The sequence below is a fragment of the Aeromicrobium sp. SP1 genome (assembly GCF_055663785.1).
In genome coordinates this window covers 2,086,049-2,106,993 of sequence record NZ_JBQVVK010000001.1, presented here as the reverse complement: position 1 = coordinate 2,106,993, position 20,945 = coordinate 2,086,049, and the positions used below count along the sequence as shown (strand labels likewise).

The following is a 20,945-nucleotide window of genomic DNA, read 5'->3' as shown; positions in this document are numbered from 1 at the left end:
ACTTCCCGAGGGAGGAACGAAAACACCGAGGGACCGTGGTAAACCGACGGCCGAGCCCGCGCCCCTAGAGGGCGATCTCGGGCTTGATCTGCGAGACGCGCCAGATCCGGCGGCGGTAGGCCGCGGCGGCGGTCAGGGCGATGCCGACGACGACGTAGGCCGCGAGGACGGCGATGTCCTTCGGTAGCCCGTGCAGCGAGGCGCCGTACATGAGGTGCCGGATGCCGTCGACCGCGTAGGTCATCGGCAGCACGTGGTGCATCGTCTGAAGCGCCGCGGGCAGGGTCTGCCACGGGAACGTGCCGCCGGCACTGGCCAGTTGCAACACCAGCAGGACGAGTCCCAGCAGCTGGCCCACGGGTCCGAGCCACGCGTTGAGACAGTGCACGATCGCGACGAACGCCGCCGCGACCAGCAGCAGGAACAGGGCCACCTGGGTCGAGCGCAGGACGTCGATACCGACGACGGACATCACGACGACGAGCATGATCAGCACCTGGGCCGCGGCGAGCAGGGCGGGCGTCAGCCAGCCGCCGAACGCGGTGCGCAGGGGCGACTGGCGGGCGGCGATCGCGCGGTTCGACAGCGGGCGCACGAGCAGGAACATCACGTATCCGCCGACCCACGCCCCGATCGCGAGGAAGAACGGGGCCAGGCCGGCGCCGTAGCTGTCGGCCGAGGCCTGCGCGATGTCCTCGGTGCGGATCGGCGAGGCGATCGCGGCGGCGGCCTCGTCGCGCTGGTCCGACGACAGGTTGGGGATCGAGCTCAGCCCGTCGGTCAGGCCGGTGGCGAGCTTCTGGGCTCCGCGTTGCGCGTCGACGAGCCCGTCGGCCAGGTCCGAGGCGCCGGTGGCGAGCCGGTCGGCGCCCGACTTGGCCTGCTGCTGGCCCGTCACCAGCTGTGCGCTGCCCGCCTTCGCCGTCGTGAGCCCGGAGTGCAGGCTGTCGAGGCCGTCGGCGACCTGTCCGGCTCCCTCGTTGAGCCGGTCGATCTTGCCGGACGTGGTCTGGACCTTGGCGTTGAGATCGTCGAGCGGGTCGCGCAGCTGGTCGAGCGCCGCGAGGATCCTCTTCTTCTCGGCCGGACTGACTCCCGCGTCGTCCAGCCGCTTCGCGATGTCGGCCCGGACGTCGTCGAGGTCGTCGTTGGCGGACTGTGACGCGTCGGCGACCTCGTCGCCGACCTTGGCCAGTTCCGCCGTGCCGTCCGCGACCTGGTCCGCGCCGTCGGCGAGCTTGGCCGAGCCGGACTCCGCGTCGCCGATGCCGGCGTCGAGCCGCTGCTGGCCGCTGAGCAGGTCGGCCTGGCCCGAGGCGAGCGCGGTGGCACCGTCCGAGAGCTGCTCGGCACCGCTGCGCGCATCCTTCAGGCCGGCCGCGAGCTTCGTCGCCCCCTCGCCGGCCTCCTTCAGCTGGTCGTGCAGCGTCGAGAAGCCCAGCAGGAACGACGAGGCCGCTCGCTCACTGACGTTCTCGGAGATCGACGAGCTGACCTTCGACAGCACCTGCTCGGCGATCGTGGCCGACAGGTAGTTGTTGGCCTCGTTCGTCGTCAGGGTCAGCTGGCCCTTCGCGGGATCGAAGTCCGCCGTCGACGCGAGCGCGGCCGAGAAGCCCTGGGGGATCGTGAGCGCGAACAGGTAGTCGCCCTCCTCGACGCCGCGCTGGGCCTCCTCGGCGGACACCTCCTGCCACAGGAACGAGCCGTCCTCGACGAGGTCGTCGGCCACCTCGCGGCCGGCGTCGATCTCGCCACTGTTCGCGCTCTGCGCGGGGACGTCCTCGACGACGAGCGCGGCGGGGACCTCGGCGAGGCGACCGTACGGGTCGTGGTTGGCCCACAGGTAGAGCGACGCGTACATCGTCGGGATCAGCACGATCGCCAGCACCGCGAGACGCGGTAGCCGGCCCGCGGTCAGCCGCCGGAACTCGCTGAGGGCCAGGCGCAGCGCGGTCATCAGGACCTCCCCAGGGTCACGTGCGCGTCGCCGACCGCGCGCAGGGTGTTCGTCGTGAGCTGCAGGCACACGGCTAGGCCCTCGTCGGCTAGGTCGTGCGCGATGCCGAGCGCGGCCTCGGCGCTCGCGCCGTAGCGGTCGGGACAGCACAGGACGACCGCGCCGATCCCGGGCCGGCGGGCCGCGGCGTCGGCCAGGACCGAGATCCGCACGTCCGGCGGCACGTCTTCGACCCGCGTGTGGCGCCACTGCTCGGCACCGTGGTCCGCGAGCCAGGCGTGCACGTGTCGGCGGCTCGCGGGGAGGCCCGCCATCGCGAGCTCCTCGCCGACCGTGGTCGACAGCGACACGACGTCGTCGGGCTCGGAGACGTCGGGGACGTCGATGACGGCCACCTCGCGGCGCAGCCGCTGCCCGTCCGACTCGCCGTCGACGAGGACGGTGCCCGAGCTGGGCCTCAGCCGACCGGCGAGCAGGAGGCTGAACGCCGTGTGTCCCGTGCCGGGCGGGCCGTCGACGATCGTCACGGCGCCGGACTCGATCGACGCGGAGGTCGGCGCGAGCAGGACGGCATGGGGACCGTCGACCGTGACTGCGATGGTTTCGATCCTCATGGGTCCACCTTCCCCCAGGTGGTCCGCTAGTGAAGCGCGGGTGGTGTGAAGCCGGCGCGGGCGTCGCTCACCCGGTCACGCACGACGCAGCCGTGGGCGTGGTCGTTCACCAGGCCCATCGCCTGCATGAACGCGAACGCGGTGGTCGGCCCGACGAAGCGCCAGCCGCGCCGCTTGAGGTCCTTCGAGAGCCGCACCGACGTCGCCGAGGTGCTCGCCGAGAGCGGCACGGGGACCTCGGCCGGGTCCGGCTCGAACGACCAGAAGTAGGCCGCGAGCGAACCGGCCTCGGCCACGAGCTCGACCGCGCGGCCGGCGTTGTTGATCGACGCCTCGATCTTGCCGCGGTGCCGGACGATCCCCGCATCGCCGAGCAGGCGCTCGACGTCGTCGGGGCCGAATTCGGCGACGCGGTGGACGTCGAACCCGGCGAACGCGCGGCGGAAGTTCTCGCGCTTCTCCAGGATCGTGCGCCACGACAGACCGGACTGGAATCCCTCGAGGCACACCTTCTCGAAGAGCCGGACGTCGTCGTCGACGGGGAACCCCCACTCGGTGTCGTGGTAGGCGAGGTACTGCTCGGTGCCGCCGGCCCAGCCGCAGCGCGGGTCGCCGTCGGGCGCGATGAAGAGGTCCACGGCCTGACCGTACTGCGACGGCCCGACAAGCCGCCTGCGCGCGGACACTAGACTGGAAAGCGTGCCGGAACCGACCTTCTACGTCACCACGCCGATCTACTACGTCAACGACGCGCCCCACATCGGGCACGGCTACACGACCACGATCGGCGACGTGCTGACCCGCTGGCACCGCCAGCGCGGCGAGCGCGTCTGGTACCTCACGGGCGTCGACGAGCACGGCCAGAAGGTGCTGCGCAAGGCCGAGGCCAACGGCGTCGACCCGCAGGCGTGGGTCGATCGCCTCGTCGAGAACGAGTGGCTGCCGATGCTGCGCACGATCGGGGTCGCCAACGACGACTTCATCCGCACGACCGAGCCGCGCCACGAGCGGGGCGCGCAGGCGTTCTGGCAGGACCTCAACGACCGCGGCGAGGTCTACCGGGGCGAGTTCTCCGGCTGGTACTCCGTCGGCTCGGAGGAGTTCGTCGCCGACGAGTACGTGGCCGACGGCGAGGGCGACGACGCGGGCTTCAAGGTCTCCACGCTCGACGGCTCGCGGCTCGAGCACGTCACGGAGGAGAACTACTTCTTCCCGCTGTCCGCCTACGCCGACCGACTGCTCGCGCTCTACGAGGAGCGGCCCGACTTCGTCCAGCCCGAGTCCGCGCGCAACGAGGTGATCTCGTTCGTCAAGGGCGGACTGAAGGACCTGTCGATCTCGCGGTCGACGTTCGACTGGGGCATTCCGCTGCCGTGGGACGACTCGCACGTCATGTACGTGTGGATCGAGGCGCTGCTCAACTACGTCACCGCCGCGGGGTACGGCGTCGACGAGGAGCGCTTCGCCGACCTGTGGCCCGCGAACGTCCACCTCGTGGGCAAGGACATCGTCCGCTTCCACGCCGTCATCTGGCCGGCGCTGCTGATGGCCGCGGGGCTGCCCGTGCCGCACCGCGTGTTCGCGCACGGCTGGCTGCTCGTCGGTGGTCAGAAGATGAGCAAGAGCAAGGCCAACGGCATCCATCCGACCGAGATCGTGGACACGTTCGGCTCGGACGCCTACCGCTACTACTTCAGCCGCGCGCTGACCTTCGGGTCCGACGGCTCGATCTCGTGGGAGGACATCGGCGCGCGGTACCACGCGGAGCTGGCCAACGGCTTCGGCAACCTCGCGTCCCGGGTCGCCGCCATGATCGGCAAGTACTTCGACGGCCAGCTGCCGGCCGCCGGCCCGCACGAGGCCGCCGAGCAGGCGATCGTCGAGACCGTCGCCACCGCCGTCGCAGAGGCCGATGCCGCGATCGAGCGGATCGCACCGCAGGACGCGCTCGCCGCGATCTGGCGGATCGTCGACGCGCTCAACCTCTACATCACCGAGCAGCAGCCGTGGGCCGTCGCCAAGGACGACTCGCAGCGCGAACGGCTCGGCACGATCCTCAACACGGCCGCAGAAGGCCTGCGCGTCCTGGCCGTGACCCTGCACCCCGTCATGCCGAACGCGACCGCGAGCCTGTGGGAGTCGCTCGGCGCCGAGCCCGATCTCGGTCCGCTCGCGCAGCAGCGGATCGACGAGGTCGCGACGTGGGGCCGACTGCAGCCCGGCTCGACGATCACGAAGGTGCCGTCGCTGTTCCCGCGCATCGAGCTCGACACCGAGAAGTGACGTCCCGGTGAGCACCGAGGGCTGGCCGGAGGCCCCCGAGCCGTTGCCCGCGCCCGTCGTCGACAACCACTGCCACCTCGACACGCGGGCGTCGGGCGGCCTGCTGATCCCGGTCGACGAGGCGCTCGACCGGGCCGCCGCCGTCGGCGTCACCCGGATCGTGCAGGTCGGCTGCGACCTCGAGGGCTCGCGCTGGGCCGTGAAGGTCGCGACCGAGCAGCCCAGCGTCGTCGCCGCCGTCGCGATGCACCCCAACGACGCGGCCCGCAGCGCGACGCTCGAGGACGACCTCGCCGAGATCGACCGGCTCGCCGCCGATCCCGCGGTCCGGGCGGTGGGCGAGACGGGTCTGGACCACTTCCGTACGGGCGAGGACGGCCGCCCGGCACAGCAGTACTCGTTCCGACGGCACATCGAGATCGCGAAGCGGCACGACCGCACCCTCGTGATCCACGACCGGGACGCGCACGACGACGTCCTCGCGGTGCTCGACGAGGAGGGCGTGCCCGACCGGGTCGTCATGCACTGCTTCAGTGGCGACGCCGACTTCGCGCGGAGCTGCCTCGACCGCGGTGCCTACCTCTCCTTCGCCGGCACGGTGACGTTCAAGAACGCCGAGTACCTGCGCGAGGCGCTGCGGATCGCCCCGCGCGACCGCGTCCTCGTCGAGACCGATGCCCCGTTCCTGACGCCGATGCCGCACCGCGGGCGGCCCAACGCATCGTTCCTCGTCCCGCACACCGTGCGGGCGATGGCCGAGGTGCTCGGGGCCGATCTCGAGGGCCTCTGCCGGGCGATCGACGACAACACCAGCCGGGCGTTCGGTGGAGCGTGGAACGCCCGCGAAGTCAATGTGAGTTAGATCACAGGATTTGATCTGTGCGCCATCGTCACGCATGGTGGATTGGTTGTGTTTCCGACCCCTGAGGTAGTTCGTGCCCCGTCTCTTACCTGACATCACCCCCCGCAATGCCCTCGCAATGGGTGCCCTGACGACCGGTTTCGTCCTGGCCCTCGGTGGCATCGTCCAGGCCTCGACCTACGACCAGCTGGTCCGCGTCGACGTCGACGGGGTGGTCACCTCGGTGCGGACCCAGAGCGACTCGGTCGGCGAGCTGCTCGCGGCCCAGGGCGTTCGGCTGGACGCCGGTGACGAGGTCAGCCCGGCCCCCGCGACCGACCTCGACGGCGGTGACGTCGTCACCGTGCGCAGCGAGAAGGCCGTGACCCTCGTGGTCGACGGCAAGATCAGTCAGCGCACCGTCCACGACGTCGACGTCGAGCACGCGCTCGCGACCCTCGGCGTGAAGCCGCAGGTCGGCGCTGTGCTGTCGATGCCGCTCGACGAGCGGCTCGGCGAGGACGGCAACAGCCTCGTGGTCAGCAACCCCAAGTCCGTCACGCTGCGCGTCGACGGCCAGAAGAAGACGTTCACCACCGCGGCCCCCACGATCCAGTCGGTGCTCACGCAGGCGGGTGTGAAGGTCGGTCGGCTCGACGAGGTCAAGCCGGGTCTGGGCTCGTACGTCCGGCCCGACCAGGCGCTGCGCGTCGTCCGCATCGAGAAGGTCACCAAGACCCAGACCCTCACGGTCGACCACGACACGACGTTCAAGGACGACGGGACGCTCTACGAGGGCGACACGCAGGTCGTCACCGAGGGCCGCGACGGCGCCGACCGCGCCAAGGTCGAGCTCGTGCTGGCCGACGGCAAGGTCCGCGAGCGCCGCATCATCTCGCGCAGCACGATCCGTGAGCCCATCACCGAGGTCCAGAAGCGCGGCACGAAGGATCCCGACGACATCGACGGCGGCGTCTGGGACCGCCTCGCCCAGTGCGAGTCCGGTGGCAACTGGCACATCAACACCGGCAACGGCTACTACGGCGGCCTGCAGTTCAGCGCGGCCACGTGGCACAGCGTCGGCGGCACGGGCCTTCCGCACCAGCACAGCAAGGCCGAGCAGATCAAGCGCGGCAAGATCCTGCAGGCCCGGTCCGGCTGGGGCCAGTGGTCCTGCGCGGCGACGATCGGGATCAACTGAGCGAGGTCGGTGGGCCGCCGGGCGACGGAGTCCGTCTGCTCGGTGCCACCGACATCCGCCGGCTCGCCGATGCCGCAGGCGTCCGCCCGACGAAGCAGCGCGGCCAGAACTTCGTCATCGACGGCAACACGGTGCGCCGGATCGTCGACGTGTCCGGGATCGGTCCCGATGACGTCGTCGTCGAGATCGGTCCGGGGCTCGGCTCGCTGACCCTCGCGCTGCTCGAACGGGCGCGGCACGTCACGGCGGTCGAGATCGACGAGGTGCTGGCCGGTCTGCTGCCGACCACGGTCGCCGAGCACGCTCCCGGCGCCGTCGACCGGTTCGACCTCGTGCATGCCGATGCGATGAAGGTCGACGAGCTGCCCGGCCCCGCGCCGACCGCGCTCGTCGCCAACCTGCCGTACAACGTCTCGGTGCCCGTGCTGCTGCACTTCCTGGAGACGTTCGACTCGCTGCGCACCGTGCTCGTCATGGTGCAGGCCGAGGTCGGGCACCGGCTGGCCGCCGGACCCGGGTCGCGCACGTACGGCGTGCCCAGCGTCAAGGCCGCCTGGTACTCCGACGTCCGGCTGGCCGGGAACGTCGGACGCACGGTCTTCTGGCCCGCGCCGAACGTCGACTCCGCCCTCGTCGCGATGACCCGCCGCGAGCACCCCGCGGGCGACCGCGTGGCCACGTTCCGGGTCGTCGACGCCGCGTTCGCGCAGCGGCGCAAGACCCTGCGTGCGGCCCTCGCCGGCCTCGCCGGCAGCGCCCACGCGGCCGAGCAGGCGCTCGTGGCCTCGGGAATCGATCCGCGCACACGCGGCGAGCAGCTCACGGTCGAGCAGTTCGCCACGATCGCCGACCAGCTGGCACGTCCCACCTCCTGAGCGGGAACGCCCCTAGGCTGGCTGGCGTCCGAATCGATGGAGGAAGCCATGTCCAGCTACGACGAGTACACCCTCGAGCCCGCTGAGGCGATCGCCGCCGCGGCACGTGCCACGTTCCTGTTCCTCCTCGTGCGCGGCCTCGTGGCCGTCGGCTTCGGCCTGCTGGCGCTCTTCGCCCCCGCGACGACGGCCAAGGCGCTCATCTTCGTGTTCGGCATCTTCTGCATCATCGACGGCCTGATCGGGCTCGCCGCGGCGTTCGTGCTGCGCGGACCGCACTGGGGCTGGATCCTGTTCGGCGGCATCCTGGGCATCGTCCTGGGCGTCATCGCGCTGAGGTTCCCCGAGACCATCGCGTTCGCGGTGCTGCTGCTGATCGCGGCCTGGGCCATGATCGCCGGGGCGTTCCTCATCGCCGGGTCCTTCTCGCTCAAGCGCCTCGACGCGCGGGGCTGGTACTGGTCGCTCATCGCGGGCGCCGTGGCGCTGGCGCTCGGCGTCCTGCTGCTGTTCAACCCGGTCACCGGCGTGAAGTCGATGGTCGTGCTGCTCGGCATCTTCGCGCTGATCTCCGGCTCGGTGCTCGTGATCGCGGCGTTCAGCACGCGTTCGGCCGCCAAGCGGATCATCACCGCCTGAGGCTCACCCGATGCGCGGGTGCGCGACCGCGCCGATGATCGCCACCGCGAGACAGACCACGGCGGCCAGGGCCATGCCCGCGGCCAGGTGCCACTGCAGCAGGGCGGCACCCGTGGCGGCTCCCGCGAGGATCAGCACGACGGCCGCGAGTCGGCGCATCGAGTGACCGGGCCGGCCGGCGCCCAGGACGGAGTCGGCCGCTAGCCCCGTGATCGTCGAGGTGACGACGACCGTCGTGACGTCCTTGACCGCGATGCATCGCGCCGTCGCGGCCTGGGTGCCCATCGCGGCGCCGAGCAGTGCCGTCACGGTCAGCGCGACGGCCCGCGGCGGGTCCTCGTCCGTCACGAGCTCGACGACCGTCAGGGCGAGCACCGTCGCCGCCACGAGACCGAGCAGGCCCGTCGCTCGTGGCGTCCACCCGACCGCCACGTCCTTGAGCACCCGCCCACCGAGCGCCGCACCCGCCATGAAGCCGGCCAGCGCGAGGACGGGGCCGACGACCGGCAGGCCGTCCGCGCCCACGAGCGCCATCCCGAGGATCACGACATTGCCGGTCATGTTCCCCGTGAAGACCTTGTCGAGGCCCAGGTAGCCGACCGCGTCGACGACGCCCGTCGAGAAGGTCAGGGCCAGCATGAGCCACAGGTTCAGTCGGTCCGTGTCCGGTCGCACGGGTCGAGTCTGACCGACCTTCGTGACGGTGCGGTTTCCGGGTCCGGCACGCGGGCCTCACCGCACGAGCCGCAACGCGCCCGTCACATGGCGCACCTACGCTGACCGCGATGACGATCCTCGAGGCCGGCGCCGGGCCGATCCGGGCGAGCACCTACCTGCCCAGCACCGTCGAGAACGTGCTGTGGGGCCGGCTGCCGTGCGCTGCCGACTCGCCCGTGCTGTCGGTCGATCCGGGCACCGAGATCACGATCGACACGCTCAGCCACGAGGGGATCCTCGAGGACCAGGGCCGCGATCCGAAGACGTTCTTCGCCCAGCACGGCGCCCACGAGGTGCTGGCCGACGCGGTCGCGCTGGCGGCGTCCGACGTGACCCGAGCGGTCGGCGTCGACGGGCCCCATGTCGTCACCGGACCGATCCGGGTGCACGGTGCCGCACCGGGCGACCTGCTCGCGATCACGGTGCTCGAGGCGTTGCCGCGGGTGCCGTACGGGATCGTCTCGAACCGACACGGCCGTGGCGCGCTGGCGGGTGAGTTCCCCCTGGGCGGCGACGTGTTCAGCGTCTTCGCGTCGGTGGACGACGCGGGTCGGGGGCGGATCGCGTACGGCCCGGGCGACGAGCGCACCGTCGCCTTCCCGCTCGCGCCGTTCCTCGGGATCATGGGCGTCGCGGTGGCCGGCGACGAGCGTCCGCACAGCGTTCCGCCCGGTCCGCACGGCGGCAACCTCGACATCAACCTGCTGACCGCCGGGTCGACGCTGTACCTGCCCGTCCAGGTCCCCGGGGCGCTGGCCTACGTCGGCGACCCGCACTTCGCCCAGGGTGACGGCGAGGTGGCGCTGACCGCGATGGAGGCCTCGTTGCGCGCGACCGTCCGTCTCGACGTCATCGCGCGCGAGGAGGCCGTGACGCGGTTCGGCGACCTGGTCGGCCCGCTCGCCGAGACGACCGAGTACCTCGTGCCGACCGGCCTGGACGAGGACCTGGACGAGGCGGTGAGGCGCTGCGTGCGTGCCGCGATCGCCCTGCTGCAGGCCCGGTACGGCATGGATCCGCGCCATGCGTACGCCTACCTCAGCGCGGCGACCGACTTCGACATCTCGCAGGTCGTCGACCTCGTGCAGGGGGTCCACGCGCGGATCCGGAAGGCCGACTTCGCATGACGGCAGCCCACGTCTCGGTGCCCTCCCCGGCGTTCGACGCCCGCGTGTGGCGCGTCGTCGGCGACCCGCTCGTACGCGCCTTCGAGCGCGGCCCGCTGGCGGGGGAGACCGTCGCGGTCAAGGACCTCTACGCCGTCGCCGGCCAGCCCGTCGGCGCCGGCAACCCCACGTGGCTGGCGGGCGCGCCGGTCGAGTCGGGCCATGCGTGGGCCGTCGACCGGCTGCTGTCCGCGGGAGCCGACGTCCGCGGCATCGCGCGCACGGACGAGTTCGCCTACAGCCTCGCCGGCACGAACGCCCACCACGGCACGCCTCCCAACCCGCGGGCGCCCGGTCGGATCAGCGGCGGCTCGTCGTCGGGATCGGCGGCCGCGGTCGCGCTGGGCCACGCGTCGATCGGCCTGGGCACCGACACCGGGGGATCGATCCGGGTGCCGGCCTCCTACCAGGGCATCTTCGGCATCCGCGCGACCCACGGCGTCGTCCCGACGGCGGGGGTGATGCCGCTCGCACCCACCTTCGACACCGTCGGCTGGCTCACCCGCGACGCGGCCCTGCTGCGCGCCGTCGGCCGCCAGCTGCTGCCCGAGGTCTCTCCCCGGTCGACGCGCGACGTCGTCGTGGTCCCCGCCCTGCTCGGCCTCGCCGAGGAGGAGGTGGCCGCCCCGGTCCGACAGTTCGCGAGCGAGCTCGGTGCGCGGGCCGAGGACTGGGACCTCGCCGACCTGCCGGCATGGCGTGCGGCGTTTGTGACCTGGCAGGGATTCGAGGCGTGGCGTAGCCACGGCTGGTGGCTCAGCAGCCGGCTCGACTCGCTCGGGGCGGACGTGCGGGGCCGGTTCGAGACCGCCTCGCGGATCGGTGAGGCGGAGGCCACCGACGCCCACGCGGTCGTCGTCGCGGCCCGCCGGACGATCCGCGAGCTCGTCGGCGACCGTGTGCTCGTGCTGCCGTCCGCGCCGACGGTGGCGCCCCCGATCGGCGCCGACCCCGCGTCGGTGCGCGAGGCGACGCTCGGCCTGACGCTGCTGGCCGGGATCGGCGGCCTGCCCGCGGTCTCCGTCCCGCTCGCGACCACCGGCGACCTGCCGTGCGGGGCGTGCCTCGTTGCCGCCCCCGGTCGCGACCTCGACCTGCTCGACCTCGCCGTCGCGAGCGGGAGCCGCTGGCAGTGACGTTCGAGGGGTGATGCGGGCGAAATGAGCCCTCGAACGTCACTCCCAGCGGTCCTCGGGTGGTGTAACCGCGCGGAAACCGGATCGGAACGGCGAGCCAACCGTGGGCCCCTAGCGTCTCCGACATGGAGATCGGGGAGTTCAACGCGCTCGACGAGGACGAGGCGGTCGCGCTCGTGGAGGTCTGCGCGCAGGTGCCGCGCTGGGCCCGCGCGGTGGTCGCGCGACGGCCGTACCGCGAGGTCGACGAGCTGCTCGCGATCGCCGAGGAGCTGGCCGGCGACTGGACCGCGACCGAGGTCGAGGCCGCGCTCGCCGACCACCCGCGCATCGGCGAGGACCATCACGAAACGGGTGCGAGCGCCGAGCACTCGAGTCGTGAGCAGCAGACCGCGCGGACCGACGATCCCGAGATCATCGCCCGACTCGAGGACGGCAATCGCCTCTACGAGAAGACCTTCGACCGCGTGTTCCTGATCCGCGCGGCCGGCCGGGACGCTCCCGAGATCCTCGCGGAGCTGCACCGCCGGCTCGACAACGATCCGCGGGTCGAGCTGGCCGAGACGCGCGACCAGCTGCGCGAGATCGCCGTGCTGCGGCTGACGGGATCGGTGTCATGACCACGTGCTCGACCCATGTCCTCGATGCGGGCCTCGGCGTGCCCGCCACCGGTCTGCGGATCGTCCTGACCGGTGAGGAGGACGTCAGCACCCAGGGCGTCACCGACGCCGACGGCCGCATCCGGTTCGTCGCCGATCTCGGCCCGGGGACGTACCGGCTCACCTTCGCGACCGGACCGTGGTTCACGGCGTCCGGCCGCGACACGTTCTTCCCCTCGATCGACGTGATCTTCGAGGTGGGCTCCGGACAGGATCACTACCACGTGGCGCTCCTGCTCGGGGCCTACTCCTACACGACCTATCGCGGCAGCTGACCCGCGCGCCGAGGAGTACGAAGCATGAGCGCGGCGGAGGAGGTGACGTGAGGGTCGATGCGATCCAGGGCCGGCACGTCCTCGTCGGCGACGCCTTCGTGCCGGCCACCGTCCGGCTGCGGCAGGGCGCGATCGAGGCGATCGAGCCCTACGACGCCGAGGTCGACGGGATGGTGCTGCACGCCGCGGATTCGGCGTACGTCGTGCCGGGCATCGTCGACACGCACGTGCACGTCAACGAGCCCGGCCGCACCGACTGGGAGGGCTTCACGTCCGCCACGGAGGCCGCGGCCCTGGGCGGCGCCACGACCCTCATCGACATGCCGCTCAACAGCATCCCGCCGACCACGACGGTGGCGGGACTGAAGGTCAAGCAGGAGGCCGCGCAGGGCCAGCTCATGGTCGACGTCGGCTTCTGGGGCGGTGCCGTCCCGGGCAACGTCGACGACCTCGAACCGCTCTGGGAGGCCGGCGTCTTCGGCTTCAAGTGCTTCCTCTCGCCGTCGGGCGTCGACGAGTTCCCGCCGCTGGATCCCGCGCAGTTCCGGGCCGCGCTGCGCCGCATCGCCGCGTTCGAGGGGCTCATGATCGTCCACGCCGAGGACGCGCGAGTCCTCGACGCGGCGCCGCATCCGCCGAGCCGGGCGTACCGGGACTTCGTGCTCTCGCGGCCGGACGACTCGGAGGTCGCCGCGATCCGTCAGGTGCTCGACGGCGCCCGTGAGACCGGCGCGCGCGTCCACATCCTGCACCTGTCGAGCGCCCGCGCGCTCGACCTCATCGCGGACGCCCGCGCCGAGGGGCTGCCCGTCACGGTCGAGACGTGCCCGCACTACCTGAGGTTCTCGGCCGAGACGATCCCCGATGCCGCGCCGCAGTTCAAGTGCTGTCCGCCGATCCGCGACTCCGGCAACCGTGAGGAGCTCTGGCAGGCACTCAAGTGGGGCATCATCGACTGCATCGTCAGCGACCACTCGCCCGCCACGGCGGCCGAGAAGTTCAAGGGCGACGGCGACCTGCAGCTCGCGTGGGGCGGCGTGTCCGGGCTCCAGGTCGGCTTCAGCGCCCTCGCGCAGGAGGCCCGTCGTCGTGGGATCGCGCTGAGCCGGCTGAGCCGGTGGATGTCGCGCAACACCGCCGATCTCGTCGGTCTCGCGAGCAAGGGCCGCATCGAGGTCGGCGCCGATGCCGACTTCGCGATCTACGACACGAACGTCGAGTTCCGGATCGAGGCCACGCGGCTCGCCCACAAGAACCCGATCTCGGCCTACGACGGGCTGCGGTTCGGCGGTCGCGTCATCACGTCCGTCGTCCGGGGCAACGCGATCGACGTCGACCGGGTCGACCACGCCTTCGGCCGGCAGTTGGCGCGCTCAACATGACGGAAACATCTCGCCCCTACCGTGGCGGGGTGAGTGCGCAGATCCATCCGCCGCAGCGACTCCTCATGGGACCGGGGCCGATCAGTGCCGACCCGCGCGTCCTGCGCGCGATGGCCGCTCCACTCGTCGGCCAGTACGACCCCGCGATGACCGACACCATGAACGAGACGATGGCGCTGTTCCGGGAGGTCTTCCTCACCGCGAACCAGCAGACGCTCCTCGTCGACGGCACGTCGCGGGCAGGAATCGAGGCGGCCCTGGTCTCGCTGCTCGAGCCCGGTGACCGTGTGCTGGTGCCGGTCTTCGGCCGGTTCGGGCACCTGTTGACGGAGATCGCCGAGCGGTGCGCCGCGGAGGTCCACACGATCGAGGTGCCGTGGGGCGAGGTCTTCGAGCCCGAGGTCGTCGAGGCGGCGGTGCGGGAGGTCCGGCCCAAGGTGCTCGCAGTCGTGCACGGCGACACCGCCACGACGATGTGCCAGCCGCTGGCCGAGCTGGGCGAGATCTGCCGCCGCCACGACGTCCTGCTCTACGTCGACGCGACCGCGACACTGGGCGGCAACGAGTTCCGGGCCGACGACTGGGGGGTGGACGTCGCGACGGCGGGGCTGCAGAAGTGCCTCGGGGGGCCCTCGGGCAGCGCTCCCATCACGATCTCGGCGCAGGCGGCCGAGGTCATCGACAGCCGCAAGCACGTCGAGGCCGGCATCCGGACCGAGGCCGACGAGAACCACGGCGTGCGCATCCGGTCGAACTACCTCGACCTCGCGCAGATCATGGACTACTGGGGCCCGAAGCGGCTCAACCACCACACCGAGGCGACCTCGATGCTCTACGGCGCTCGCGAGTGCGCCCGCCTGCTCGTCGCCGAGGGGCTGCCGCAGGCGTGGGCGCGGCACGCGCTGCACGGCGGGGCGATGGTCGCCGGGCTCGAGTGCCTGGGCCTGCGCGTCTTCGGCGACGCGGCCCACCGGATGCACAACGTCGTGGCGGTGCACATCCCCGACGGCATCGACGGCGAGAAGGCGCGCGCCGCGCTGCTCGACGACTTCGGCATCGAGATCGGCACGTCGTTCGGTCCCTTGCACGGGCTCGTGTGGCGGGTCGGGACGATGGGCTACAACGCCCGCAAGGACGCCGTCCTGCTCACCCTCGCAGCGCTCGAACAGGTGTTGCGGGCCGGGGGAGTCGCGGTCACGGGCGGCGCCGGCGTCGGCGCGGCCAGGGAGGTCTACGCATGAGCACGCGCGTCGAGCACGATCCGACCACGGCAGCAGGCGTCATCGACCGGTGCCGGCTGCTGGACCGGTTCTCGGCGCATCCGATGCGCCTCGAGCGGGTGTACCTCTCGCCGCAGCACCGGGCCGCGAACGAGGCGGTCGACGACTGGATGCGCTTCATCGGCATGCGCTCGTGGGTGGACGCGGCGGGCAACCAGTGGGGCCGCCTCGAGGGCCGTGAGCCTGGTCTGCCCGCACTCGTCCTCGGCTCACACCTCGACACCGTCCCCGACGCGGGCAGTTACGACGGGATGCTCGGCGTCACGATGGCGCTCGCCGTCGTGGAGCGCCTGCGCGACCGCCTGCCGGAGCTGCCGTTCGCGCTCGAGGTGGTCGGCTTCAGCGACGAGGAGGGCACGCGGTTCGGCAAGGCCCTGCTGGGCAGCAGCGCGGCGGCCGGACTGTGGGACGAGGACTGGTGGGACCTGCGGGATGCGACCGGCACGACGCTGCTGGAGGCGTTCCGTCAGTGGGGCCTTGATCCGCGCCGGGTCGGCGAGGCGGCCCGGCGACCCGAGGACCTCGTGGGCTACCTCGAGGCGCACATCGAGCAGGGCCCCTACCTCGAGGCCGCCGACGCCTCCCTCGGCTACGTCACGACGATCGCCGGAGCGCGCCGGTTCGTGCTGAGCGTGATCGGCGAGGCCAGGCATGCCGGCGGCACGCCGTACGAGCGACGCCGGGACGCCCTCGTCGGGGCGAGCCTCGCGATCGCGGAGATCGAACGGCTCGCCCGGGCGGCCGGCGTGATCGCGACGGTCGGCCAGATCCACGTCGTGCCCGGCGGCGTCAACGTCATCCCGGGCCGGGCCGACTTCAGCCTCGACCTGCGTCACCCGTCCGACGCCGAGCGCGACGCGATGTGGCAGACCTACGTCGACGTCATCACCGAGATCTGCGAGGGTCGCGGCCTGCGGTTCTCGTGGGCCGAGACCCACACGGCGGCTGCGATGCCGTGCGCGCCGTGGCTGCAGGAGTGCGTCGTCGAGGGGATCGCCGCGACAGGCGATCCCGAGCCGATGGCGCTGTGGAGCCGTGCCGGCCACGACGCGATGGCGTTCGGCCGGGTCACGGAGGTCGGGATGCTGTTCGTGCGCTGCTTCGACGGGATCAGCCACCATCCCGGCGAGGACGTCCGCGAGGTCGACGTCGCCCGCGGTCTGGACGCCCTCACCGAGGCGGTCCTCGCGGTCGCGCGGCGGGTCGAGGCCGGCGCGGGCTGAGCGCCTCGGGCTTAACACCACCGAAACAACGACCTCCATTCCGGGAAATCTCGCCGACCTAGCGTGGCCGCACCAGGGGGGTTCAGCAGTGCCGGGCGAGAGGGTCCCGGCGCGCACGAGACATGGAGAACCGATGAGCTTTTCGATCCGACGGGGCCGTTCCAGCCTCACGCTGGCCGCGCTGCTGTCCGCTGCCGCACTCGTCCTGTCCGCCTGCGGCTCGAGCGACGGCGACGACGCGGGCGACTCCGGCGAGGCGAAGGACTTCGGCGACATCAGCGTCCAGTACTCCTGGATCAAGAACGAGGAGTTCGCCGGCGAGTACTACGCCGACGACCAGGGCTACTACGACGAGGCCGGCTTCTCGAAGGTCACCGGCATCTCCGGCCCCGACACGGGTGTCGCGAAGCTGCTCAGCGGCAAGGTGCAGTTCGCGCTGAGCGACGCCGCCTCGGTCGGCGCCGCGATCGCCGAGCAGGATGCCCCGCTCACGATCGTCGGCGCGACGTTCCAGAAGAACCCGTTCACGATCCTGTCGCTGGCCGACGGCGGCGACATCAAGACGCCGCAGGACCTGATCGGCAAGAAGATCGGCGTCCAGGACTCGAACGCGAGCGTCTTCAAGGCGATCCTCAAGGCCAACGACATCCCCGAGGACAAGGTCACCGTCGTCCCGGTCGACTTCGATCCGACGCCGCTCATGAAGGGCGACGTCGACGGCTTCATGGCCTACCTGACGAACGAGGCCATCACGGTCGAGCAGGCCGGCTACAAGGTCACGAACCTGCCGTACGCCGAGAACGGCGTGCCGTACGTCGCCGAGACGGTCACCGTGACGGACCAGTACCTGTCCGAGCACCGCGACGCGGTCAAGGCGTTCCTGACCGCCGAGATCAAGGGCTGGAACGACGTCTTCGCGAACACGACCGAGGACACGGTCGCACTCATCACGAAGTACTACAACGAGGCCGCGTCGGAGAACAAGGACGGACTCGAGTCGGCCTTCGGCGCGCTCGACCCGAAGAAGACCGGACTGGGCCTGGAGGCCGAGAAGCTGCTCATCTCGACGCCCGAGACGCAGGCGAACGGCCTGTTCACGATCAGTGACGAGCTCCAGCAGCAGACCGTGGACTCGCTGGCCGCGGCCGGCTGGAAGGTCTCCGTCGAGGACCTCTTCGACACCTCCGTGCTCGACGAGGTCTACAAGGAGAGCCCGGACATTAAGAAGTACGAGGGATGACTATCGCCTCGTCCACGGAAGCCGGTGCCCAGCAGACGCTGGGCACCGGCATCCGGATCTCCGGACTGTCGAAGACGTTCAAGACCGGACGGGGCAAGAGCGTCCTCGCGCTGCAGGACACCGACCTGCACACCGAGCAGGGCTCGTTCCTGTCGCTGCTGGGTCCGTCCGGTTGCGGCAAGTCGACGATCCTGCGGATCCTGGCGGGCCTCGAGGAGCCGACGCACGGCCAGGCCCTCGTCGACGGCAAGACCCCCCAGCAGCTGCGCAAGGGCGGCGAGCTGGGCATCGCGTTCCAGGACCACGCGCTGCTGCCGTGGCGCAGCGTGATCGCCAACATCCGGCTGCCCTTCGAGGTGGCCGGTCTGAAGCCCGACCAGGCCTACCTCGACGAGCTCATCGACCTCGTAGGCCTGCGCGGCTTCGAGAAGGCCAAGCCGGCCCAGCTCTCCGGCGGGATGCGCCAGCGCGTGTCGATCGCCCGCGCCCTCGTGCTCAAGCCCTCGGTGCTGCTGCTCGACGAGCCCTTCGGCGCCCTCGACGACATGACCCGCCAGAACCTCAACCTCGAGCTGCTGCGGATCTGGACCGAGAAACCGGCCACGACGCTGCTCGTGACGCACGGCATCGGCGAGGCGGTCTTCCTGTCCGACCGGGTCGCCGTCATGTCGCCGCGGCCCGGACGGGTCAAGGAGATCATCGAGGTCGGCCTGCCGCGTCCGCGCACGCCCGACATGCTGCGCAGCCCCGAGTTCCACGCCCTGTTCGACGAGTGCTCCGAGATCCTCTTCGGCGGCGGCGAGTCGGGGCACTGATCGATGGTCCAGCGACGCATCCCGGGCTGGCTCGCCGGCGTCATCGGCGCGGCCGTGCTCATCGCGGCCTGGTGGCTGTTCTCGGTCACCGCGTTCACGCCCGAGCCCGGCACCGACTTCACGCCCGTCCCGTCGCCGTTCGCGGTCTTCGGCCAGATCCTCGAGGACGGGCTCGGCGCGTACTGGGAGTTCTTCAAGGTCACGATCACCGAGGCCGCGTGGGGCTTCCTGTGGGGCAACCTCGCGGCGCTCCTGCTCGCCTCGACGGTGCTGCTCGTGCCGAGGTTCGAGTCGGTCGTCACGCAGATCGCCGTCGTGAGCTACTGCCTGCCGATCGTCGCGGTCGGCGGCATCTCGATCGTCGTGCTCGGCGGGGCGCCGGAGCCCGGCGCGCCGTCGAAGACCGCGATCTTCCTGGCCGCGCTCGTGGTGTTCTTCACGACGGTCGTCGGGGCGCTGCTCGGCTTCAAGGCCGCCGACAAGGCCAGCCTCGACGTCGTCCGCGTGTACGGCGGCAACCGCTTCACGCAGCTGCGCAAGGTCCGGCTCATCGCGGCGCTGCCCGCGATCCTCAACGCCCTCAAGATCGCCGTCCCGACCGCCTTCCTCGGCGCCGTCCTGGGCGAGTACATGGGCGGCACCGACCGCAGCGTCGGCATCACGCTCATCCGGCTCCAGGGCAACCTCGACTCGACGCGCGTCTGGGCGGTGTTCCTGCTGTGCGCCGTCGTCGCGCTCGTCGGCTACGGACTGCTCGGCCTGGTCTCGCGACTCGTCACGCCGTGGGTCGCGGGGAGGGCGAGCTGATGGCCACGACCACCTCCGCGGCGTCGATCCGCTCGACCCTGCGCCACGAGCGCACGAAGGACCTCGCCGGCTCGGTCGGCCGGTCCGTCTTCAACACCGCCCTCACGCTCGCGATCGTGCTGGCGCTGTGGCAGGCCGTCGTCAGCTTCGGCGGGATCTCGCCCTACGTGGCCAAGGGCCCGGTCGACGTCTGGAACTTCCTGTTCGTGACCGATCCCGACGCGAGTGCCACGGCGGCGGAGCACCGGGCCGAACTCCTCCCGCTGGCCTGGACGACGCTGCAGCACGCCGCGCTCGGCTGGGTCGCCGGCATGCTCATCGCGATCGTGCTCGCGATGGCGTTCACGCTGTCGAAGACCGTCGAGGCGGGGGTCATGCCGCTGGCCCTGCTGTTGCGCAGCATCCCGCTCGTCGCGATCGCGCCCGTCATCATGCTGCTGACCGGCCGGGGCACGACCGCCTCGGTCGTGGTGATCGGCACGATCGTCGTGCTGTTCCCCGCACTCGCATCGATCCTCTTCGGGCTCAGCCAGGCGAACGTCCAGTCGCTCGACGTCGTCCACGTGTACGGCGGCGGCAACGTCACGGCCCTGCTCAAGGTCGCGGTGCCCGGGGCGCTGCCGTCACTGTTCGCCGCGGCCCGGATCTCGGTGCCCGGCGCGGTGACCGGTGCGCTGCTGGCGGAGTGGCTCTCGACCGGCACCGGCATCGGCGGCCAGATCGCGAAGTTCAGCGCGCAGGCGCAGTTCGACCAGCTGTGGGCGTGCGTCGCGATCATCACGATCATCACGCTCGTGCTCTACAACCTGGTGCAACTGGTGGAGAACGCCGTCCTGGCCCGGATGGGCATGAGCGTCGCGACCTGAGGTTGGTGTCCGATGCCCGGTTCTGCCGTTACCTTTGGTCCCGTGGTGTCGAGGGTGACGGTGCGAGTGCCCGCCAAGGTGAACCTGTGCCTGGGTGTCGGTCGCGTGCGCCCGGACGGCTACCACCCGCTCGCGACCGTCTACCAGGCCGTCGACCTGCACGACGAGCTGCGGATCACGGCGCGTGAGGACGGCGAGATCACGGTCGCCGTCCACACCGAGCTCGACCTGCCCGAGGGCACCGAGGTGCCGGTCGGCGCGGACAACATCGCGGTCCGCGCGGCGACGCTCCTGCGGTACCGGCTCGGCGATCCCGGACTGGGCGCCGACATCGCGATCCGCAAGGTGATCCCCGTCGCCGGCGGCATGGCCGGCGGATCCGCCGACGCGGCAGCGGCGCTCGTCGGCTGCAACGAGCTGTGGGGCGGAGGCCTGTCGCGACTCGACCTCGAGCCGTTGGCCGCCGAGCTCGGCAGCGACGTCCCGTTCCTGCTGCACGGCGGCAATGCGATCGGCGGCGGCCGCGGCGAGAAGGTCAGCCCCGTCCTCGCCCGAGGCAGCTACAACTGGGTGTTCGCGACGGCTGCCGAGGGGCTCTCAACGGCGGCCGTGTACGCCGAGTTCGACCGGCTCAACCCGCACGGCGTCGACGAGCCCGAGGTCCCCGACACGCTGCTCAACGCCCTGCGCGCCGGCGACGCCCGGGCGCTCGGCCGCGCTCTCTCGAACGACCTCACGGAGGCGTCGCTGTCGCTGCGGCCCGAGCTCGCCGAGACGCTGGAGGTCGGCCTCGACGCCGGTGCGCTCGGCGCGATCGTGTCCGGATCGGGGCCGACGACGCTCTTCCTGGCCGCGTCCGAGCAGCATGCACTCGACGTGGCGATGGCGCTGACGAGCGTCTCCGGCGCGGCGGATGTCATCCAGTCCCGGGGCCCGGTCGTCGGCGCTCGGCTCATCTGACACCGT

21 protein-coding genes are annotated in these 20,945 nt (G+C 71.4%); 17 read left to right on the top strand and 4 right to left on the bottom strand.

Annotated elements, in window-relative coordinates:
• Positions 1 to 64: 64 nt before the first annotated feature.
• Genes ACT26F_RS10345 through ACT26F_RS10335 form a run of 3 tightly spaced genes read right to left on the bottom strand, consistent with a single transcriptional unit; the run spans position 65 to position 3,212 of the window.
• Positions 65 to 1,960, bottom strand: coding sequence for a YhgE/Pip family protein (locus ACT26F_RS10345; protein WP_471670448.1), 1,896 nt, complete (start codon positions 1,958 to 1,960; stop codon positions 65 to 67).
• The gene (locus ACT26F_RS10340) at positions 1,960 to 2,574 is read right to left on the bottom strand and encodes an ATP-binding cassette domain-containing protein (protein ID WP_471670447.1); all 615 of its coding nucleotides are present in this window, start codon (positions 2,572 to 2,574) and stop codon (positions 1,960 to 1,962) included. Before ACT26F_RS10340 ends, ACT26F_RS10345 begins: the two co-directional genes overlap by 1 nt.
• Before the next feature lie 26 nt (positions 2,575 to 2,600).
• The gene (locus tag ACT26F_RS10335; protein ID WP_471670446.1) at positions 2,601 to 3,212 is read right to left on the bottom strand and encodes a DNA-3-methyladenine glycosylase I; all 612 of its coding nucleotides are present in this window, start codon (positions 3,210 to 3,212) and stop codon (positions 2,601 to 2,603) included.
• A gap of 61 nt (positions 3,213 to 3,273) precedes the next feature.
• Between ACT26F_RS10335 and metG the strand changes: the two genes are divergently transcribed.
• The 5 genes from metG to ACT26F_RS10310 all read left to right on the top strand — a co-directional run bounded on the left by metG (position 3,274) and on the right by ACT26F_RS10310 (position 8,413).
• Positions 3,274 to 4,857 carry a methionine--tRNA ligase gene (gene metG, locus ACT26F_RS10330; RefSeq protein ID WP_471670445.1) on the top strand — a complete coding sequence of 528 codons (1,584 nt, stop codon included), beginning with the start codon at positions 3,274 to 3,276 and terminating at the stop codon, positions 4,855 to 4,857.
• Positions 4,858 to 4,864: 7 nt separating this feature from the next.
• Positions 4,865 to 5,719 carry a TatD family hydrolase gene (locus ACT26F_RS10325; protein WP_471670444.1) on the top strand — a complete coding sequence of 285 codons (855 nt, stop codon included), beginning with the start codon at positions 4,865 to 4,867 and terminating at the stop codon, positions 5,717 to 5,719.
• A gap of 118 nt (positions 5,720 to 5,837) precedes the next feature.
• Positions 5,838 to 6,899 (top strand): transglycosylase family protein, encoded by a 1,062-nt coding sequence (locus ACT26F_RS10320; RefSeq protein ID WP_471670443.1) that lies wholly within the window; start codon positions 5,838 to 5,840, stop codon positions 6,897 to 6,899.
• Positions 6,872 to 7,774, top strand: coding sequence for a 16S rRNA (adenine(1518)-N(6)/adenine(1519)-N(6))-dimethyltransferase RsmA (rsmA, locus tag ACT26F_RS10315; RefSeq protein ID WP_471671677.1), 903 nt, complete (start codon positions 6,872 to 6,874; stop codon positions 7,772 to 7,774). The genes ACT26F_RS10320 and rsmA overlap by 28 nt, the downstream gene beginning before the upstream one ends.
• A gap of 48 nt (positions 7,775 to 7,822) precedes the next feature.
• The gene (locus tag ACT26F_RS10310; RefSeq protein ID WP_471670442.1) at positions 7,823 to 8,413 is read left to right on the top strand and encodes an HdeD family acid-resistance protein; all 591 of its coding nucleotides are present in this window, start codon (positions 7,823 to 7,825) and stop codon (positions 8,411 to 8,413) included.
• A gap of 3 nt (positions 8,414 to 8,416) precedes the next feature.
• On the opposite strand, the gene ACT26F_RS10305 is transcribed toward ACT26F_RS10310, so the two are convergent.
• Positions 8,417 to 9,088, bottom strand: a complete 672-nt coding sequence (locus tag ACT26F_RS10305) for a YoaK family protein (RefSeq protein WP_471670441.1) — start codon at positions 9,086 to 9,088, stop codon at positions 8,417 to 8,419.
• 110 nt (positions 9,089 to 9,198) lie between these two features.
• Here ACT26F_RS10305 and ACT26F_RS10300 point away from each other — a divergent pair, with 110 nt between their 5' ends.
• The 12 genes from ACT26F_RS10300 to ACT26F_RS10245 all read left to right on the top strand — a co-directional run bounded on the left by ACT26F_RS10300 (position 9,199) and on the right by ACT26F_RS10245 (position 20,939).
• A complete protein-coding gene (locus ACT26F_RS10300) occupies positions 9,199 to 10,257 on the top strand; it encodes an acetamidase/formamidase family protein (protein ID WP_471670440.1) in 1,059 nt (352 codons plus the stop codon).
• On the top strand, positions 10,254 to 11,432 hold the full coding sequence (locus tag ACT26F_RS10295) for an amidase family protein (protein ID WP_471670439.1): 1,179 nt from the start codon (positions 10,254 to 10,256) through the stop codon (positions 11,430 to 11,432). The genes ACT26F_RS10300 and ACT26F_RS10295 overlap by 4 nt, the downstream gene beginning before the upstream one ends.
• A 125-nt stretch (positions 11,433 to 11,557) precedes the next feature.
• Complete coding sequence (uraD, locus tag ACT26F_RS10290; protein ID WP_471670438.1) at positions 11,558 to 12,052, top strand: 2-oxo-4-hydroxy-4-carboxy-5-ureidoimidazoline decarboxylase; 495 nt, start codon at positions 11,558 to 11,560, stop codon at positions 12,050 to 12,052.
• Positions 12,049 to 12,366 (top strand): hydroxyisourate hydrolase, encoded by a 318-nt coding sequence (gene uraH / locus ACT26F_RS10285; protein ID WP_471670437.1) that lies wholly within the window; start codon positions 12,049 to 12,051, stop codon positions 12,364 to 12,366. The genes uraD and uraH overlap by 4 nt, the downstream gene beginning before the upstream one ends.
• A gap of 47 nt (positions 12,367 to 12,413) precedes the next feature.
• Positions 12,414 to 13,748: an allantoinase AllB gene (gene allB / locus ACT26F_RS10280; protein WP_471670436.1), complete on the top strand. Its 1,335-nt coding sequence runs from the start codon at positions 12,414 to 12,416 to the stop codon at positions 13,746 to 13,748.
• 29 nt (positions 13,749 to 13,777) lie between these two features.
• Positions 13,778 to 14,989: a pyridoxal-phosphate-dependent aminotransferase family protein gene (locus tag ACT26F_RS10275; protein ID WP_471670435.1), complete on the top strand. Its 1,212-nt coding sequence runs from the start codon at positions 13,778 to 13,780 to the stop codon at positions 14,987 to 14,989.
• Entirely contained in the window at positions 14,986 to 16,251 is a 1,266-nt protein-coding gene (locus ACT26F_RS10270; RefSeq protein ID WP_471670434.1) for an allantoate amidohydrolase, read from the top strand. The genes ACT26F_RS10275 and ACT26F_RS10270 overlap by 4 nt, the downstream gene beginning before the upstream one ends.
• 133 nt (positions 16,252 to 16,384) lie before the next feature.
• Positions 16,385 to 17,491: an ABC transporter substrate-binding protein gene (locus ACT26F_RS10265; RefSeq protein WP_471670433.1), complete on the top strand. Its 1,107-nt coding sequence runs from the start codon at positions 16,385 to 16,387 to the stop codon at positions 17,489 to 17,491.
• Complete coding sequence (locus ACT26F_RS10260; protein WP_471670432.1) at positions 17,488 to 18,306, top strand: ABC transporter ATP-binding protein; 819 nt, start codon at positions 17,488 to 17,490, stop codon at positions 18,304 to 18,306. The genes ACT26F_RS10265 and ACT26F_RS10260 overlap by 4 nt, the downstream gene beginning before the upstream one ends.
• 3 nt (positions 18,307 to 18,309) lie before the next feature.
• Complete coding sequence (locus ACT26F_RS10255; RefSeq protein ID WP_471670430.1) at positions 18,310 to 19,113, top strand: ABC transporter permease; 804 nt, start codon at positions 18,310 to 18,312, stop codon at positions 19,111 to 19,113.
• A complete protein-coding gene (locus tag ACT26F_RS10250; RefSeq protein WP_471670429.1) occupies positions 19,113 to 19,979 on the top strand; it encodes an ABC transporter permease in 867 nt (288 codons plus the stop codon). Before ACT26F_RS10255 ends, ACT26F_RS10250 begins: the two co-directional genes overlap by 1 nt.
• A 12-nt stretch (positions 19,980 to 19,991) precedes the next feature.
• Positions 19,992 to 20,939, top strand: a complete 948-nt coding sequence (locus ACT26F_RS10245) for a 4-(cytidine 5'-diphospho)-2-C-methyl-D-erythritol kinase (protein WP_471670428.1) — start codon at positions 19,992 to 19,994, stop codon at positions 20,937 to 20,939.
• Positions 20,940 to 20,945 lie beyond the last annotated feature (6 nt).

What these genes read in the sequence shown, in the direction of transcription:
- ACT26F_RS10265 (WP_471670433.1), top strand. Translation starts at nt 16,385, where the DNA reads ATGAGCTTTTCGATCCGACGGGGCCGTTCCAGCCTCACGCTGGCCGCG.
- ACT26F_RS10250 (WP_471670429.1), top strand. Translation starts at nt 19,113, where the DNA reads ATGGCCACGACCACCTCCGCGGCGTCGATCCGCTCGACCCTGCGCCAC.
- ACT26F_RS10310 (WP_471670442.1), top strand. Translation starts at nt 7,823, where the DNA reads ATGTCCAGCTACGACGAGTACACCCTCGAGCCCGCTGAGGCGATCGCC.
- ACT26F_RS10300 (WP_471670440.1), top strand. Translation starts at nt 9,199, where the DNA reads ATGACGATCCTCGAGGCCGGCGCCGGGCCGATCCGGGCGAGCACCTAC.
- ACT26F_RS10270 (WP_471670434.1), top strand. Translation starts at nt 14,986, where the DNA reads ATGAGCACGCGCGTCGAGCACGATCCGACCACGGCAGCAGGCGTCATC.
- ACT26F_RS10345 (WP_471670448.1), bottom strand. Translation starts at nt 1,960, where the DNA reads ATGACCGCGCTGCGCCTGGCCCTCAGCGAGTTCCGGCGGCTGACCGCG.
- ACT26F_RS10340 (WP_471670447.1), bottom strand. Translation starts at nt 2,574, where the DNA reads ATGAGGATCGAAACCATCGCAGTCACGGTCGACGGTCCCCATGCCGTC.
- ACT26F_RS10295 (WP_471670439.1), top strand. Translation starts at nt 10,254, where the DNA reads ATGACGGCAGCCCACGTCTCGGTGCCCTCCCCGGCGTTCGACGCCCGC.
- uraH (WP_471670437.1), top strand. Translation starts at nt 12,049, where the DNA reads ATGACCACGTGCTCGACCCATGTCCTCGATGCGGGCCTCGGCGTGCCC.
- ACT26F_RS10320 (WP_471670443.1), top strand. Translation starts at nt 5,838, where the DNA reads ATGGGTGCCCTGACGACCGGTTTCGTCCTGGCCCTCGGTGGCATCGTC.
- ACT26F_RS10255 (WP_471670430.1), top strand. Translation starts at nt 18,310, where the DNA reads ATGGTCCAGCGACGCATCCCGGGCTGGCTCGCCGGCGTCATCGGCGCG.
- ACT26F_RS10260 (WP_471670432.1), top strand. Translation starts at nt 17,488, where the DNA reads ATGACTATCGCCTCGTCCACGGAAGCCGGTGCCCAGCAGACGCTGGGC.
- ACT26F_RS10245 (WP_471670428.1), top strand. Translation starts at nt 19,992, where the DNA reads ATGCCCGGTTCTGCCGTTACCTTTGGTCCCGTGGTGTCGAGGGTGACG.
- uraD (WP_471670438.1), top strand. Translation starts at nt 11,558, where the DNA reads ATGGAGATCGGGGAGTTCAACGCGCTCGACGAGGACGAGGCGGTCGCG.